At 41.7% G+C, this 16,294-nt stretch carries 11 protein-coding genes, 2 tRNA genes, 2 rRNA genes and 1 pseudogene (1 of these 16 only partly in view); 7 read left to right on the forward strand and 9 right to left on the reverse strand.

Going from position 1 to position 16,294, the window contains the following annotated elements:
• The 4 genes from I8748_RS24580 to I8748_RS24595 form a co-directional block, all read right to left on the reverse strand.
• A 23S ribosomal RNA gene (locus tag I8748_RS24580) occupies nt 1-400 on the reverse strand (it extends 2,481 nt beyond the left edge of the window).
• 182 nt (nt 401-582) lie between these two features.
• Nucleotides 583-655 (reverse strand) — tRNA-Ala (locus tag I8748_RS24585).
• Nucleotides 656-740: 85 nt separating this feature from the next.
• Nucleotides 741-814 (reverse strand) — tRNA-Ile (locus tag I8748_RS24590).
• 120 nt (nt 815-934) lie between these two features.
• A 16S ribosomal RNA gene (locus tag I8748_RS24595) occupies nt 935-2,423 on the reverse strand.
• Together the 16S and 23S rRNA genes with 2 tRNA genes alongside form the textbook arrangement of a ribosomal RNA operon.
• A gap of 316 nt (nt 2,424-2,739) precedes the next feature.
• On the opposite strand from I8748_RS24595, the gene glyQ reads away from it, so the two are divergent.
• From glyQ to I8748_RS24615, 4 genes are all read left to right on the forward strand, one after another.
• The gene (gene glyQ / locus I8748_RS24600; RefSeq protein WP_198127176.1) at nt 2,740-3,618 is read left to right on the forward strand and encodes a glycine--tRNA ligase subunit alpha; all 879 of its coding nucleotides are present in this window, start codon (nt 2,740-2,742) and stop codon (nt 3,616-3,618) included.
• 109 nt (nt 3,619-3,727) lie between these two features.
• Nucleotides 3,728-3,949 (forward strand): hypothetical protein, encoded by a 222-nt coding sequence (locus I8748_RS24605; protein ID WP_225896535.1) that lies wholly within the window; start codon nt 3,728-3,730, stop codon nt 3,947-3,949.
• A gap of 284 nt (nt 3,950-4,233) precedes the next feature.
• On the forward strand, nt 4,234-4,719 hold the full coding sequence (locus I8748_RS24610) for a DUF4079 domain-containing protein (protein WP_198127153.1): 486 nt from the start codon (nt 4,234-4,236) through the stop codon (nt 4,717-4,719).
• Nucleotides 4,720-4,930: 211 nt separating this feature from the next.
• Nucleotides 4,931-7,294 (forward strand): ComEC/Rec2 family competence protein, encoded by a 2,364-nt coding sequence (locus tag I8748_RS24615; protein WP_198127154.1) that lies wholly within the window; start codon nt 4,931-4,933, stop codon nt 7,292-7,294.
• 41 nt (nt 7,295-7,335) lie between these two features.
• Here I8748_RS24615 and I8748_RS24620 read toward each other — a convergent pair whose 3' ends face one another.
• Together I8748_RS24620 and I8748_RS24625 are read right to left on the reverse strand one after the other, a co-directional pair.
• Nucleotides 7,336-8,400 carry an ROK family protein gene (locus tag I8748_RS24620; RefSeq protein WP_198127155.1) on the reverse strand — a complete coding sequence of 355 codons (1,065 nt, stop codon included), beginning with the start codon at nt 8,398-8,400 and terminating at the stop codon, nt 7,336-7,338.
• A 44-nt stretch (nt 8,401-8,444) separates the two neighbouring features.
• Nucleotides 8,445-9,191 carry a Mut7-C RNAse domain-containing protein gene (locus I8748_RS24625; RefSeq protein WP_198127156.1) on the reverse strand — a complete coding sequence of 249 codons (747 nt, stop codon included), beginning with the start codon at nt 9,189-9,191 and terminating at the stop codon, nt 8,445-8,447.
• Between the two features lie 847 nt (nt 9,192-10,038).
• Here I8748_RS24625 and I8748_RS24630 point away from each other — a divergent pair.
• Complete coding sequence (locus tag I8748_RS24630; protein WP_198127157.1) at nt 10,039-11,016, forward strand: sucrase ferredoxin; 978 nt, start codon at nt 10,039-10,041, stop codon at nt 11,014-11,016.
• Nucleotides 11,017-11,498: 482 nt separating this feature from the next.
• Here the strand turns inward: I8748_RS24630 and I8748_RS24635 are convergent, their stop codons facing one another.
• Complete coding sequence (locus I8748_RS24635; RefSeq protein WP_198127158.1) at nt 11,499-13,379, reverse strand: ABC transporter ATP-binding protein; 1,881 nt, start codon at nt 13,377-13,379, stop codon at nt 11,499-11,501.
• A 78-nt stretch (nt 13,380-13,457) separates the two neighbouring features.
• On the opposite strand from I8748_RS24635, the gene I8748_RS24640 reads away from it, so the two are divergent.
• Nucleotides 13,458-13,991: a GNAT family N-acetyltransferase gene (locus I8748_RS24640; protein WP_198127159.1), complete on the forward strand. Its 534-nt coding sequence runs from the start codon at nt 13,458-13,460 to the stop codon at nt 13,989-13,991.
• A 57-nt stretch (nt 13,992-14,048) separates the two neighbouring features.
• Here I8748_RS24640 and gor read toward each other — a convergent pair whose 3' ends face one another.
• Complete coding sequence (gene gor, locus I8748_RS24645) at nt 14,049-15,422, reverse strand: glutathione-disulfide reductase (RefSeq protein ID WP_198127160.1); 1,374 nt, start codon at nt 15,420-15,422, stop codon at nt 14,049-14,051.
• A gap of 96 nt (nt 15,423-15,518) precedes the next feature.
• Nucleotides 15,519-15,635 (reverse strand): annotated as a pseudogene (locus tag I8748_RS35315) (peroxiredoxin); the annotation flags it as partial.
• A 232-nt stretch (nt 15,636-15,867) separates the two neighbouring features.
• Between I8748_RS35315 and I8748_RS24650 the strand changes: the two are divergent.
• The gene (locus tag I8748_RS24650; RefSeq protein ID WP_198127161.1) at nt 15,868-16,287 is read left to right on the forward strand and encodes a Fur family transcriptional regulator; all 420 of its coding nucleotides are present in this window, start codon (nt 15,868-15,870) and stop codon (nt 16,285-16,287) included.
• The last annotated feature ends 7 nt before the right edge of the window (nt 16,288-16,294 follow it).

Here is a 16,294-nt window from a genome sequence, read left to right on the forward strand (position 1 = left end):
ATGCTACTCGGGATTCAGCTACTATCTAGTCAGTTTTCAACTACAGGACTTTCACCTTCTTTGGTGCAGTATTTAGCTGCTTCGTCTAACCTCTAGATTCGATATTGCTGTCCCACTACCCCAAGAAGTAAACCTCTTGGTTTAGGCTCTTCCCCGTTCGCTCACCACTACTTGGGGAATCTCTGCTTGATTTCTTTTCCTCTGGCTACTAAGATGTTTCAGTTCGCCAGGTTCGCTCATACCTGTCTATATATTCAACAGGCTGTAATCTGGGTTGCCCCATTCGGATATCTCCGGCTCAATGTTTGCTTCCAACTCCCCGGAGCATTTCGTCGGTAACCACGTCCTTCTTCGCCTCTGTGTGCCTAGGTATCCACCATCAGCCCTTATTAGCTTGACCACTTTCAACTATTGGTGTTTCTCCATGCAAACACTTTCACTACTTCATTCATGTCTGTGTCTGCCTGCTAATGTTCGCGTTACTATGCAGTTTTCAAGGTTCTGGCTGAGACAATCTCAGCAGTCTGACACCCAAGTGTCATGTTGCTGAATTTGCTCTTATCTGTTCTTGGCTTTTTCAGGTGGAGGTTAGCGGACTCGAACCGCTGACATCCTGCTTGCAAAGCAGGCGCTCTACCAACTGAGCTAAACCCCCAGACCATCAGTTATCAGTTTTTAGTTATTTGTTATGAGTTTTTCTACTCCTAACTTCTAACTCTTAACTCCTAACTTTCTTCAGGTGGGCCATCCTGGACTCGAACCAGGGACCTCACCCTTATCAGGGGTGCGCTCTAACCACCTGAGCTAATAGCCCAATCGAACCAAATCATAGTTTGAAAGCCCCATCAAGTCCCAAGAACGACCTAGGAATGACCTTCTTTGTATCTATTTGCACCATCGCTTTCGATAATCAAAGTTGGGTAGGTCTCCCTCAAAAGGAGGTGATCCAGCCACACCTTCCGGTACGGCTACCTTGTTACGACTTCACCCCAGTCACCAGCACTGCCTTAGGCATCCTCCCCGACGAATCGTTGGAGTAATGACTTCGGGCGTTGCCAGCTTCCATGGTGTGACGGGCGGTGTGTACAAGGCCCGGGAACGAATTCACTGCAGTATGCTGACCTGCAATTACTAGCGATTCCTCCTTCACGCAGGCGAGTTGCAGCCTGCGATCTGAACTGAGCTACGGTTTACGGGATTTGCTTGCCGTTGCCGGCTTGCTGCCCTCTGTCCGTAGCATTGTAGTACGTGTGTAGCCCAAGACGTAAGGGGCATGCTGACTTGACGTCATCCCCACCTTCCTCCGGTTTGTCACCGGCAGTCTCTCTAGAGTGCCCAACTTAATGCTGGCAACTAAAAACGAGGGTTGCGCTCGTTGCGGGACTTAACCCAACATCTCACGACACGAGCTGACGACAGCCATGCACCACCTGTGTTCGCGCTCCCGAAGGCACCTCTCCCTTTCAGGAAAGTTCGCGACATGTCAAGTCTTGGTAAGGTTCTTCGCGTTGCATCGAATTAAACCACATACTCCACCGCTTGTGCGGGCCCCCGTCAATTCCTTTGAGTTTCACACTTGCGTGCGTACTCCCCAGGCGGGATACTTAACGCGTTAGCTACGGCACGGCTCGGGTCGATACAAGCCACGCCTAGTATCCATCGTTTACGGCTAGGACTACTGGGGTATCTAATCCCATTCGCTCCCCTAGCTTTCGTCCCTCAGTGTCAGTTGCGGCCTAGCAGAGCGCTTTCGCCACCGGTGTTCTTCCTGATATCTACGCATTTCACCGCTACACCAGGAATTCCCTCTGCCCCGAACGCACTCTAGCTATGTAGTTTCCACTGCCTGTATCTAGTTGAGCTAGACGCTTTGACAGCAGACTTACATAGCCACCTGCGGACGCTTTACGCCCAATCATTCCGGATAACGCTTGCATCCTCCGTATTACCGCGGCTGCTGGCACGGAGTTAGCCGATGCTGATTCCTCAAGTACCGTCATTGTGTTCTTCCTTGAGAAAAGAGGTTTACAACCCAAGAGCCTTCCTCCCTCACGCGGTATTGCTCCGTCAGGCTTTCGCCCATTGCGGAAAATTCCCCACTGCTGCCTCCCGTAGGAGTCTGGGCCGTGTCTCAGTCCCAGTGTGGCTGATCATCCTCTCAGACCAGCTACTGATCGTCGCCTAGGTGCGCTCTTACCACACCTACTAGCTAATCAGACGCGAGCTCATCTTCAGGCAATAAATCTTTCACCTTCCGGCACATCCGGTATTAGCCACCGTTTCCAGTGGTTGTCCCCGACCTGAAGCTAGATTCTCACGCGTTACTCACCCGTCCGCCACTGTGTCCGAAGACACCGTTCGACTTGCATGTGTTAAGCATACCGCCAGCGTTCATCCTGAGCCAGGATCAAACTCTCCGTTTTGCAATGGAAAGCTTTTATTAGCTCTTTTTGACTGCTTATTTATCCACCTCAGCCTGGTGCTCTCATTTTCTTGACTCAGGCTACTTGTGGTATTATGGCTTTCAAACTATAATATTTTCATGGTTCTGATGCCTTCCGAGCCGCTCTTTCGTGCGCTCTCTGTTCGGCACTTATCCAATATAACTAACCCACTCAAGACTGTCAACTCTTTTTCCTCTTTTTTTGTAAACATTTTTTTCGTCCGCTAAAACTCCCCACAGCACTGGGTTGTAAGCAACAATGGTGTATGCATTGTGCTAAATATGGAGGTATTGGCGTGATTTTTCAGTCGGTTATAGCTACGCTGCATCAATTTTGGGGCGATCGCGGTTGTCTCATTGCCCAGCCCTATGACATCGAAAAGGGAGCAGGCACTAAAAACCCCCACACATTTTTAAGAGCATTGGGGCCAGAACCTTGGGCTGTTGCTTACGTTGAACCGTGCCGTCGTCCAACAGATGGACGTTACGGTGAAAACCCTAATCGCTTCCAACACTACTATCAATACCAAGTCCTGATTAAGCCCTCACCAGATAATATTCAAGAAATTTATCTTGATTCTTTAAGGGCTTTAGGTGTTCGCCCAGAAGACCACGATATCCGGTTTGTGGAGGACAACTGGGAAGATGCAACAGTTGGAGCTTGGGGTACTGGTTGGGAAGTATGGTTGGATGGGATGGAAATTACTCAATTTACCTACTTCCAACAGTGTGGAGGAATCGATTGCCGTCCGGTGTCAATTGAGATTACATACGGGTTAGAGCGACTAACGATGTATCTCCAGCAAGTGGAAGCATTTACAAAGATTCAGTGGACAGACAAGATTACTTATGGAGATGTCTTCCTGCAAAATGAGATTGAGCAGAGTACCTACAATTTTGAAGCATCAAATCCTGAGTTGCTACTGACACTATTTAATTTGTATGAGCAGGAAGCTACCCAATTAACGGAACGTGGATTGGTCTTACCTAGCCTAGATTATGTAATGAAGTGTTCACACACATTTAATTTGCTGGATGCTAGAGGTGTTATTTCAGTAACAGAAAGAACTCGTTACATTGCTAGGATTCGTCATTTGGCACGCAAAATAGCTCATTTATATGTTGAGCAAAGAGAAAAGTTAGGTTTTCCGCTACTGAAGCAGATAGCGGTTTGAGTAGTGTTGGCAAAGGACAACACAACGAAAGAAAATAAACAAGATAAGGAGTTTTCTATTTACCTACTCTTATTTCCTTATCTTCTCCTTCTTTATTGAGGTTGATCATATGATGACTTTTGAACAACTACACATTGGTGATTACTTTCAGATACCTGGTATAAGTGCTAGGTGCGTGTACAGAAAGGCTAGCAGTTTTCAGTGCAGCGTGAACGCATTATTACAACCAATCCGTCCTGGAACAGAAGTGATAGTGCTTACTTCCACAGAAGTTGCTGAGTATTTTGCAGCTAAACACGATTACCTCAACAGCCTGTGCCAGTCAATTTAATCTTGACTGCTTTGACTATTTAAATGTTTGTCTGGTGCAAAGTTGCAAAAAGCCAAAGAAAGATACTTCAAGCAGGACTTTGCAAAAAGTCTGTTGAAGAATAGGGGCCACTACAGTCCTGCTTGTCAAAAGTCAAGTTTTTGAGGTTATTCTGCCGTAGTAATTGTTAGATGTAGAACCATATAGCTAAAAAGCGCCAATCTTTTTGAAAATTCAACAATATTTGCAATACTTAATATTGAAGGAAGTGCATTACTGTAAGCCATAAAGATGGTGTGAGATATATGGTTAATGTTAGTGAGATTCTAGAACCGATCGCAGCTTGGTTTCGTTCTTTGGGAATCCCTGAGCCTATTGTACATTGGGGACATCCGGCGATGATGGCGATAGTTATTTTTGTTGTCGGTACTTTTGTAGGAGTGGCAGGTTGGCGAGGAAAACTGCTTGAGGGTAAAGATAAAGATGCTGCTATTAAAAGTCGGATTGCTCATCGACTATTAGCACCGTGGCTGTTTTTATTCCTAGCGGGTGGTTACACAGGTGGGGTGTTGTCCTTAGTAATGCAGCGTCAACCAATTTTTGAAAGTCCCCATTTTTGGACTGGTTCGCTGGTACTGTTACTGTTACTCGTCAATGGTGCAATTTCTCTAAGTGGATTTGGCGGCAACAAACCAGGGTTACGTGCAGTACATGCTTACTTGGGAAGCGTAGCACTTGGGATTCTGTTTCTCCACGCGGCGCTTGGGTTAAAGTTGGGTATATCTTTATAATGCAATGATGCAGCGATTCTTAAATGCTGTCATATCTTTACTTTAAATAAAGTGAAGCTACACAAACAAAGCCTGCGTTCGCAGGCTTTGTTTGTATAAACTCTATGAACTATACTTCACCACAAGCATCAAAATTTTTCTTGACTGCTCCTTTGGCTATTCTTAACTCAGCTGCAAATTATCTTTGCCAGATGCTTTTACCAGAAGTTTTATGATTCAAACCAGTGGTGTGATTATTTGTCTTGGCTACATTCTAGGATTGCTGTTTACAGCAGTTCCTTGGGGTGGAGTGTGGATTTTGATTTTGGGGATAGTGGGAGGTGTTCTATTTAGAAGACGTTATCCCAAATCACGGCAACTTCTACCGAAACCACCAGAAAAGACTGACAGGAAAACCAAGACAATACCTAATACCAAGCAAACTATTCTCCATCCACGAGTATGGGTAGCTGCTGGTTTAGTAGGTTTATTGGCAACTGTATATTTTCAATGGCGGGTGCCGCAACCAGGAGCAAAAGATATCAGTACATTTGTTCCCCCTGAAAACAACAATATTCAAGAACAATTGGTAATTGTTCGTGGTGAAGTGGCGAGTAATCCTCGCTTGACTCGCGGCCAGCGAGGACAATTTTGGTTAGAAGCGACTCAGCTTGATGAGGTAAAAAATGATCAAGGGCCAGCAAATATTCCGAAAGGTGTAACCGGGAAATTGTACGTAACAGTACCTGTACTTCAGGCCACTGGCTTATACCCTGGTCAACAAATCGCCATAACTGGGATTTTATACAAACCAAAAGCAGCATCCAACCCTGGCGCTTTTGACTTTCAGAAGTTTCTCAAACAAGAAGGAGCATTTGCTGGTTTAAGTGGACGGCAGATCAATATTTTAGATACAGATGAGAAACGTCAATGGGGATGGTGGCAAATTCGGGAGAGAATTGTGCGATCGCAAGTTCGTTGGTTAGGTATTCCAGAAGGGCCCCTTGTCAGTGCGATGGTTTTGGGTAGCAAAGCGGTTGATTTACCCTACGATATCCGCGATTTATTTGTACAAGCAGGATTAGCTCATGCTTTGGCAGCTTCGGGGTTTCAAACTTCCTTGATTTTAGGTGTGATCTTACAGTTGACAAAGCGGACAAAAAAGGCGACACAATTTACTCTTGGCTTATTAGCTTTAATTATATTTCTGAGTTTAACAGGTTTCCAGCCTGCGGTTCTCAGAGCCGTAATTATGGGTTTTGCAGCATTAATTGGTCTGTTATTAAATCGGAAAGTCCAACAATTTGGTTCATTACTATTAGCAGCAACTTTGTTACTAATATTTAATCCTTTATGGATTTGGGATTTAGGTTTTCAATTAAGCTTTTTAGCAACTTTGGGATTAATAGTCACTGTATCCCCGATTGTTCGAGGTTTAGCATGGTTACCAACCACGATCGCTGCTTTAATTGCTGTTCCCCTTGCTGCTACAATTTGGACTTTACCTGTACAATTTTTTGTTTTTGGAGTTGTACCTACTTATAGTTTATTACTAAATATTATTACCACAGCTCTAATTTCAGTTATTAGTATTGGTGGTATTGTTAGTGCCATAGCAGCATTAATTTGGCCAGCGGCAGGGAGTACTTTAGCAGAAGTATTGCATTACCCTACTGATTGGCTAATTCAGTTAGTTGAATTTTTTACCAATTTGCCGGGAAATTCTGTTGCTGTGGGCAGTATATCAACTTGGCAGTTATTAGCAATCTATACAATAATTATATTAGCTTGGTTGGTAGATTGGTGGAAAAGACGCTGGTGGTTTGCGAGTTTAATAGCTTTTGGTATTGTACTCGTTCCAGCTTGGCATTCTGCCAACACATTATTGAAGATAACCTTATTAGAAACAGGTACAGAACCAGTTATAGTTGTTCAAGACCAAGGAAAAGTTACCTTGATTAATAGTGGAGATGAAGGTACAGGACGCTACACAATTGTACCATTTTTACAACAACAGGGTGTCAATCAAATCGATGCAGCGATCGCTAGTGATTTCCAAACGAAAGAAACTGATGCTTGGTTAGAAATACTGCAAAATTTACCGATTAAAACTTTTTATACTTATTCAGCTAAAACCGAAAATAATATTGCCGACCAAGCAATTCAACAATTATTGCAAAAACAGCAAGGAATCTATCAGCCTTCACTAATCGGTCAAACTGTAAATACTGGTTCAACATTGGCACAATTAGTTAACGACCAGCCTATTTTACAGCTGCAAATTTTAGGACAAAGTTGGCTAATAGTGGGAAATGTCAAACCACAAGAAGTGTTAAAGCTAGTTCAAACAGGGAGTTGGCCAAGCCCACAAGTATTGTGGTGCAATCCTGAGTCTTTGCAAGATTTAGTCATAGCACTAAAACCACAGGTAGCGATCGCTTCCTCCAACAACCTTGACTCCAAAACTTTATCTGAACTGAGTCAAAGCCAAACAAAACTATTTTTTACCGGGCGAGATGGCGCTATCCAATGGACACCCAATGGTCAATTTGAGGCTTTTATGCAAGCGACGGAAAATAAATCTTCTGTGTTGTAAATAGGGAATGGGGAATTGGGAATTGGGAAAGAGATTTTCGCTTATTTCATTGTGAATAGTGATTCAGCTAAGGCTACAGCACCCCACAGTGGTGCTTCATCTCCTAGTGCTGCGGGAACAATTTCAAAAGTAACTTCTGGTAAAGCCGTCTCCCGTGCCACTTTTCGCAATCCTTGCCAGAAAATCTCACCTGCCTTTGTGACACCACCTCCTAAGACAAAACGTTGTGGGTTCATCAAATTCGCCACATTACCAATACCTAAACCTAGCGCCCAAGCTGCCTGATACAAAACCTCCTTAGCCACATCATCCCCATCTGCGGCAGCTTGACTTACCAACTGCCCCGTTAACAACTGTAAATTATCCCCCACCAAAGCCCTCAGTACCTCTCCCCCTCTCCGTCGCGCCAGTTGCTTCAACGGGGAGGCAGCCGCGTGGGCGGGTTTCCCGACTTGAGCGGACTGCCGTGGGAACCCCCGCAACACACTGGCTTCTCTGTGCCTCTGTTGTTCGTTTTCCAAAATTTCCCTCACATTTTGCGCCATGTAAGGCCCCGATGCCAAACGTTCCACACATCCCCGCTTGCCACACAAACACACCGGGCCATTGGGGTCTACAACCATATGTCCAATTTCGCCAGCCATTCCTGACATACCTCGCCAAGGCTTGCCATTGAGTATCCAACCACCACCTACACCAGTGCTGACGGTAATGTAAAACAGGCTATGGCATCCTTGACCTGCACCAAAACGATATTCACCCAAAGCAGCAACATTGGCATCGTTGTCTACACTAGCAGGAACACCAAACTCTGCCTCTAGCAAATCTTTGAGAGGAATATTTTCCCATCCAGCTACATGATGGGATAGGCGCACTGTCCCTGTAGTGGCGTCTACCGGGCCGCCAAAGCTGACACCAATTACAGAGGGAGTTACTCCTTCTAATAAAGAATAAATGAGCGATCGCATAATTTCTAAGTCCGTTTTAGCATCTGCACTTGCTGGTGAAAGGCGACGTTCATAACGCAACCACTCCCTAGAACCAAGATGTGCGATACCTGCTGCCAATTTAGTCCCACCAAAATCTAATGCTAAGATTAATGTCATAGTTTTTGACTAATAAAAAGATATAAATAAAGAGTTGAATTTAACTAATTACCATTAGCCATTAACGATTGAACAAATTGTTGTAACCGTTCATAATGGGAGCCTTTCCAATAAATTTGACCACAGTTTTGACAACGATGAAATTCATCAATTTGCAATTGTACAGTTTCTGGTAGTTGGTCAACAATGGATTCTTTAGCTATAGCTTCTAAAATTCCGTTGCAACGCAAACATCTTTGAAAAGGTGAGACTACATTAAATAAATCGAAGCGTTGCAGTACTTCTACTATTTGCTGCTGTGGATTAGTATTTCTAACATAATAACCATAAATTACTAAACTACGCATCAGTAGACCTTTATCACGAGTTAAAAGTACTCGTGATTCATTGTGTGATATGAGTGCTAATTCCTCATCTTTATAGTCATTGCGGTATAAAGTATCAAAACCTAACAATCTTAAAGATGTCGCTAGCTTTCCTAAATGAATATCTAAAACAAAGCGAATACTACTCAGTGGTTCTGGTCGTAGTTCTATTTTTGGATAAATAGAATTTCTAGCAGAAATCGGATAGATATTGATGTTATCTGCATCTTGGACGATATAACAAAAATCTACACTTTTTGCATTCACTTCAATAGAATCAACTTCTGTATGTGGCACACCCAAAGACTCAATCATATCCTTAATTGAAGCTCTTTCTGTGAAAGAATATACTATTTTAGTATGCCTTTTATGCCGTGGTAGAAAATCATTCAACTCTCTAGAAAAGTGGAAATAAGCAACAGCCATAATTGTATGTATTTCAATAGTTATAGGACTTACGCACGCTCTATGAATTCTCGGCGTTCTTGGCGTCTTGGCGGTTCGATAAATTAAGCTTTGTGGCGATTTTTGCGTAAGTCCTGAGTTAATAATCTCGATGTATTAATATCCGCTTCTCCTTATAGATAGGAACAACATAAGTAATACTCAACTATATGCAACAATTCTATATAATTGAGAAATTTTATCTATTATATAGAAAGTAATAATACTTATTGCCATCAGGTCTGTTAGCGATTGCCTGCTTGTAAACTTTAATTTAGCTAGCATTTAGGGAGCATATATATTAGCAAAAGTTATAAAAATTATCAAATACTTGCATTCCTTATAGACTTCAGTTAGATTCAATGCATAGACCTCAACAACTATGATCCTTGCTACAGTCGCTCAAATGAAGTCACAAAGTTAACACCAAATTTGTTGGTATTGGTGCTTCATTGCTATCATGATATTGATTAACTGGTTTTTTTATGAAACCCAGATATTGTGAATCTAGGGTATAAAAACAATCACCCTTGAACTAGTTGTACCCAATTTTATCAGCTTATTGCTAATAATTAGCAATAAGCTGGAAAAAGTATTATTGTAGTTATGGAGGTGTATCTTAAAAAAAATTGCCTGACTCAATTTTAGAGATTTGATTAACCGGAAAGACGTTTATTAAAAATGATGTTATAAAGTGGCTACCTTGTTTTTACTAGTAAATCCAAGATGATTGTTTTTTATCTTTCTAAGCCAAAGATATTGTAAGCAAGGACACAATTTCATCGAATTATACCGTTTGCCCATAAGATAAACCGAATGAGTACGAGCAATGAATACCTTTTTCTGTTCTGACTATACAAGACAAGTAGGAGAAGATGTTATTGGTAGTGCAACTAATTACCAAACTTATATTCTAGTGGAGTGTCCACCACCTTGGACATCAGAAGCTTTTAACTCCAAATGGGTGCCAAATAATTTACAGGTTTTAGTAGAAGAGGTACAGCGTGCTAGACTGCCGATCAGGTTTCTGTTAATTGCTAATGATTCATCACACAAAGTAGATCATACAACTTTGTTGATTTATCATAGACTTGAGGGACTAAGCCAAGGATATAGTAAGCACGAATTTAAACTGCCAAATATTGAACAAGTAGCAGTAGCAGTGAGAAAATGGTTATCAGGTAAAAATTCTGGATATGTAATAGAAACAAATGTAACCAGAGATATTTTAGTCTGTACACATGGTAGCCATGATCGGTGTTGTGCTAGATATGGTAATCCTTTTTATTTCTATGCTAACGCTACTATTTCTAATTTAGACTTCAACAATATTCGCCTATGGAAATCTAGCCACTTTGGTGGACATCGATTTGCACCAACAGCGATAGATTTACCAGAAGGAAGATATTATGGTGTTCTAGATCAAGATTCTTTTCAGTCGATTTTGACCCGCAGTGGTGACATTCAATGCCTAAATAAAGTTTATAGAGGCTGGGGAATTCTCCCAACTGCGATGCAGATTTTAGAAAGAGAATTAATTTTGCAATATGGATGGGATTGGTTTAATTATAAAGTGGTAGGTAAAATCATTGAACAAAGTTTAGACAACAATACTATTTTGGGAGAACTAACTTTTGAACAAAGTTCTGGTTCTCAATATACGTACCAGGTTAAACTTGTTAAAGATGAAACAAAAACATTACAAGTGAAAAGTTCTTGTAATGCAACTAAAAATTTAATTTATGTGAAATATGCTGTGGATAGCCTCTGGCTAGCTTCTAGCAAAGTTGTTGCTTATAGTACATAAAAATATGGCAATTATGCTATGAATTGTAATCAATTTGTAGAGGTTGTTAACTGATAACTGCTAACTGTTAACAACCAAAAAAATATTTACGAGTTTACGACTATAGCCGTGGTCACATCTGTTAGGACAATGCTGATGGCTCAAAGCCTTGAAATAACTAGGTTTATACTCAGTACTCAGCACTTTGCTATAATAGCATATACGCTTGATTATTTTATAAACGTGAAGCACCCCACCCCTAACCCCTCCCCGTTCACGGGGAAGGGGAATAAAGCATAGCTTTGGTGAGGCGGGGTTTTCGGGTTTAATAAGTAATAAGCAAAGGATATGATATTAGCTATGAGTATTTTGTTTTTAATGTGTTGCTTATTCCTTCACAGTTAGGTTGTAATAATACCAATTCGTTAAAATTGGGCAACAGATAAAGCCTCAAGTATATACTTTACAGGTAAATAATAGCTTTAGCTATTGTTTGCGTATTTCTAAGTTCCTAACATTTGTAAATTATGTAATGTGGCATACATTCCGCCTTGTTGCAATAATTCTTCATGGCTTCCCTGTTCTATTAGTTCGCCTCGCTTCAACACAAAAATTCGATCCACATTGCGAATTGTAGATAAACGGTGGGCTATGATTATAGCAGTGCGTTGCGCTAAAAGCTCGTTTAATGCTGATTGAATTAAAGCTTCTGTTCCGACATCCAGGCTTGCGGTTGCTTCATCCAATATCAAAATTTGGGGATTACGAATAGCTGCACGCGCAAAGGCTAAAAGTTGCTTTTGTCCACTAGAAAGATTTGTGCCCCGTTGTCGCAGTTGGGTATCATATCCCAAAGGCAATTGTTCAATAAAACTGGCAATGTTTGTTTTTTGTGCAGCGTCTTGAATTTCTTCAAAACTGTAGCGATCGCCTAGTGTAATATTACCTTTGACATCTCCAGCAAACAAAAAACCTTCTTGCAAAATCACAGCCATATAGCGTCGCAATTCCGCTTGTGGTAATTCCCTAATATCAACGCCATCTACTAAAATCCGTCCTTGAGTGGGTTCGTAGAGGCGACACAAAAGACGAATAATTGAACTTTTACCGGCACCAGTAGGCCCTACTAATGCAACTTTTTCACCAGGATGAATCGTGAAATCTAAATCCTTGATTACATAATCATCATCTTTGTAAGCAAACCAGACATGTTCAAAGCGAATTTCTCCCAACTCTGGCGTGGTATTGAGTTCTTGTGCTTCCAGATTGGCTTCTATTTCATCTATGTAGCCAAATTGAGCATCAAAGATTGAAAACCGAGGATTGCCGCGATCGCGTATTTCTATCGGTTCATCCAATATATCAGTTACTCGTTCAATAGCGGTAAACCCAGATTGAATTACAGTAAATTGTTCAGCAAACTCCCTCAGAGGGTCAAATAACCGCTGTGCATATAAAATGAATGCAGACAATGTACCGAAAGTCAGATTTTTGCCCAAAAGTAACCAACCACCTATCCACAAAACCCCTGCAATAGCAATCAAGGCGATCCATTCTAAGGTTGCTGAAACAGCTGAATCATAAAAAATGGTTTTATCTGATTGTTGGGTGTAGCGTTTGTTAGTATTCCGAAACATTTCGGCATTAAATTTTTCTCGTTGGAACAACTGCACTACATTAATGCCGACTATATTTTCTTGTAGCTGAGAGTTCAGGACAGAAAGTTCTTCACGTACTTTATAGTTGGCTTGGCGATACTGCTGTTGTAAGTAATTAACTATCACAGTAATCGGCAACAACATTAACAGTAGCAAGCAAGCAAGTTGCCATTGGATAGAGAACATCAAGCCAGCGATCGCTAGCATGGTGAACAAATTAGATATAATGCCGATGGCCCCAGTAGAGAAGACATCTCCTAAGACTTCCACATCGCTGGTAAGCCTAGTAATTATTTTACCTACGGGTGTGCGGTCAAAAAAACGCACTGCCAAGGATGTTACATGATTAAATAAGTCTTGGCGAATTGCCGCTGTAATTTGTTGCCCAATTTTCTGTAAGAGATAACCCTGAAAACCTGTTAATATCAGCCTAATCAGAATCATACCTAGCAATAATCCTTGCAGGATATTTAACCCTTGCCACAAAGGGCGATTTCTGAAAAACTCGTATGTGCTAGGTTCTTTGCGAATTAAAGAGATAATCTGTCCAATTAACAATGGTTGTACGGCAACGGCAACAGCAATCAGCACAATTAGAAACAGTGCTAGGGCTAATAGTCCTCCATTTTTACGGGCATAGGGTAATAAACGCAGGAATAACCGCCAGTCATTATGACGCCAACGGTTTTTTTTGTAAGATTTTTTGACAGATTGGTAGATGCTCATAGTAAGAGCATTATATTAATTTTTACAATAGAAAAAAGACTTTTAATTAATGTAACATTCGCACCTAGCATTAATACTATGCCTGAGATAGAAACCGCAAGACTGCGACTCAGACACTTTACTTTAGATGACTTAGATGACCTGTATAGCCTCTACAGCGATGCAGAAGTTATGAGGTATCTGTCGCCTAGAAACAGAGAACAGACACAGGCAAGTTTACACAAACATATTCAACATTGGCAAGAACACAACTTTGGGATGTGGGCAGTTATACACAAAGATAGCGGTAAAATCATTGGCCGCTGTGGATTGGGTTTTTTGGAAAACACCCCAGAGGTTGAACTTGGCTATGTGTTTAACAAATCTTATTGGAGAATGGGATTAGGGACAGAAGCTTCTGTGGCTACTTTGAAGTATGGGTTTTGGCAGGTAAACCTGGATCGCATAGTCGCGATCGCTCAACCTCAAAACATTGCTTCAATACGTATATTTGAGAAAATCGGCATGAAGTATGAGAAAGATGGCCACTTTTACAACTTCGATGTCGTGTACTACGCTGTAGCACGTCCAGATTGGCAACCAGACGATTCTTTGTATATTTTGCGTTTGTAGGAGCAATTCATCAATTGCTCCTACATCAATAAACTGTAACTTGATATCGAATTGGTATTAGCGCATAGTGACAAATTCTTCAGCAGAAGTAGGATGAATCCCTACGGTAGCGTCAAAGTTAGCTTTAGTAGCACCCATCTTAACAGCGATCGCTACTCCCTGAATAATTTCTGCGGCATGGTTGCCCACCATATGTGCCCCCAACACCTTATCGGTTTTTTCATGCACCACTAATTTCATCATGGTTTTTTCATCTTTTCCAGGTAATGTATAATACATTGGTCGGAAACGACTGCGATATATTTTTACCGCATCACCATATTTTTCTCTGGCTTCTGCCTCAGTCAGCCCTACAGTTGCAGCTTCTGGTGTTGAGAAGACGGCTGATGGCACATTTTCATAACTCATGGTGCGAGACTTGCCACCAAATACAGTGTCTGCAAAGGCCCGACCTTCATTAATTGCTACTGGAGTCAGGTTAATCTTGTTTGTACAATCTCCCACTGCATAGATATTTTCTTCTGTGGTGCGGCTGTATTTATCAACTACAACTGCCCCATCACGCAGTTTAACTTTAGTATTTTCTAAACCGAGATTCTTGGTATTTGGTTTGCGACCAACCGCAGCTAAACTGACAGCATCAGTAACTATTGTCTCTTCAGATTGATCATCTCTACCAAGTATGACCTTCACGCCATCCGCAGTTTTATCGATGGCAATCAGTTGAATGTTGTTGAGAATACGAATCCCATGATTCACCATTCCCTGTTGCACTTCAGTTCGCAAATCTTCATCAAAACCGCGCAAAATCTTGTCACCGCGCAGAACTAAGGTAACTTCAGTTCCCATTCCGTTCAAGATGGAGGCAAATTCTACACCGATATAACCTCCACCAAAAATCACCATGCGCTGGGGTTGTTCCTTGAGGTGGAAAATATCATCGGAGGTAATGGCATGTTCAATTCCCAAAATCTTTGGTATGACAGGATGTCCACCTACGGCAATCAAAACTTTGTCTGCTGTAACTTGGCGTTGGCGTAGCCCGCCGGAGGCATCGCCTATTAAAATTGTATGGGCATCAACAAATTTGCCGTATCCCTGCAAAACTTCCACCTTGGAATTATCCAGCATTTTTTGATAAATCCCATTCAGACGATTCACCTCATTGTTGACTGCTGTAATCATCTTTTCCCAATCCAAAGAACTTTGGACAGGACTCCAACCGTATGCTTGAGCATCCTCAAACAAATCAGGAAATTGGGAGGCGTAAAGCATTAACTTTTTAGGGACACAGCCACGATTGACGCAAGTTCCACCTAATCGGTCAAACTCAACAATCCCTACCTTTGCACCATATTCTGCTGCTCGTCTAGCAGTTGCAATACCACCGGAACCTGCACCAATTACAAATAGGTCGAAATCGAGCTTCATGTGTCCCCCAAGGTTGAAATTTCTGATAGGAGCGCTCAGCTAACTGTGCAATCCTACTATGATGTGGATGTGCCAATGATGGAATTGTGCCCAAACTTACACCGCGATCGCAGTTTTAACTCCTTTCAAGTAACCTAACATGGTATCTGCATCCAAGACTTCAAGAGGATCGCTGGGACAGTTGTCATCAAAACCTGGCTCAATGAAAATCTTTTAGATTTTGAATACAACGTCCAGAACTCTCTGGATCACAGCCATAATTGACATTCTAATAAATTGATGGACGATTAATAACATCGGGTGGGCAAAAATCAGAATTATTCTGATTTAGTAAATATTCAATAGTTATATTTGCTTAAAATAGTTACCCATTCCAACTTTAGATAGATACATTTATATAAAGCATTATAATGAACCACACGAACTATTAAATGTATCAGCAATTATGCAGCAAGAAGCAAGCGCAATTGTTCAGACCTTAAAGTCTAAGGGTTTGCGGGTGACTCCTCAGCGGTTTGCAGTCTATGCAAATTTGTTATCTCGTGCGGATCACCCTACAGTTGAGCAAATCTTGACGGATCTCAACAAAGATTTTCCACTTTCATCCCAGGCGACAATTTATAGTTCTTTACAAGCCTTAAGAGAAGTGGGTCTTGTGCGAGAGGTACTGTTAGAGCAAGGGGTTTCTCGCTATGACGCCCATATTGAACCCCATCATCACTTCTATTGTCGCCAATGCGGTGCAATTGAAGATATCGCCTGGGATACTTTTGAGTGTATACAGCTTAACAGCCTGCGTCCTGGTTTGCGTGGCGAATCCTATGAAGTAACTATTCAGGGTTTATGCGATCGCTGCAATGCTTAGTTTTTTT

It is taken from the genome of Amazonocrinis nigriterrae CENA67 (genome assembly GCF_016056305.1).
In the GTDB taxonomy this organism is placed as follows: Bacteria; Cyanobacteriota; Cyanobacteriia; order Cyanobacteriales; family Nostocaceae; genus Amazonocrinis; species Amazonocrinis nigriterrae.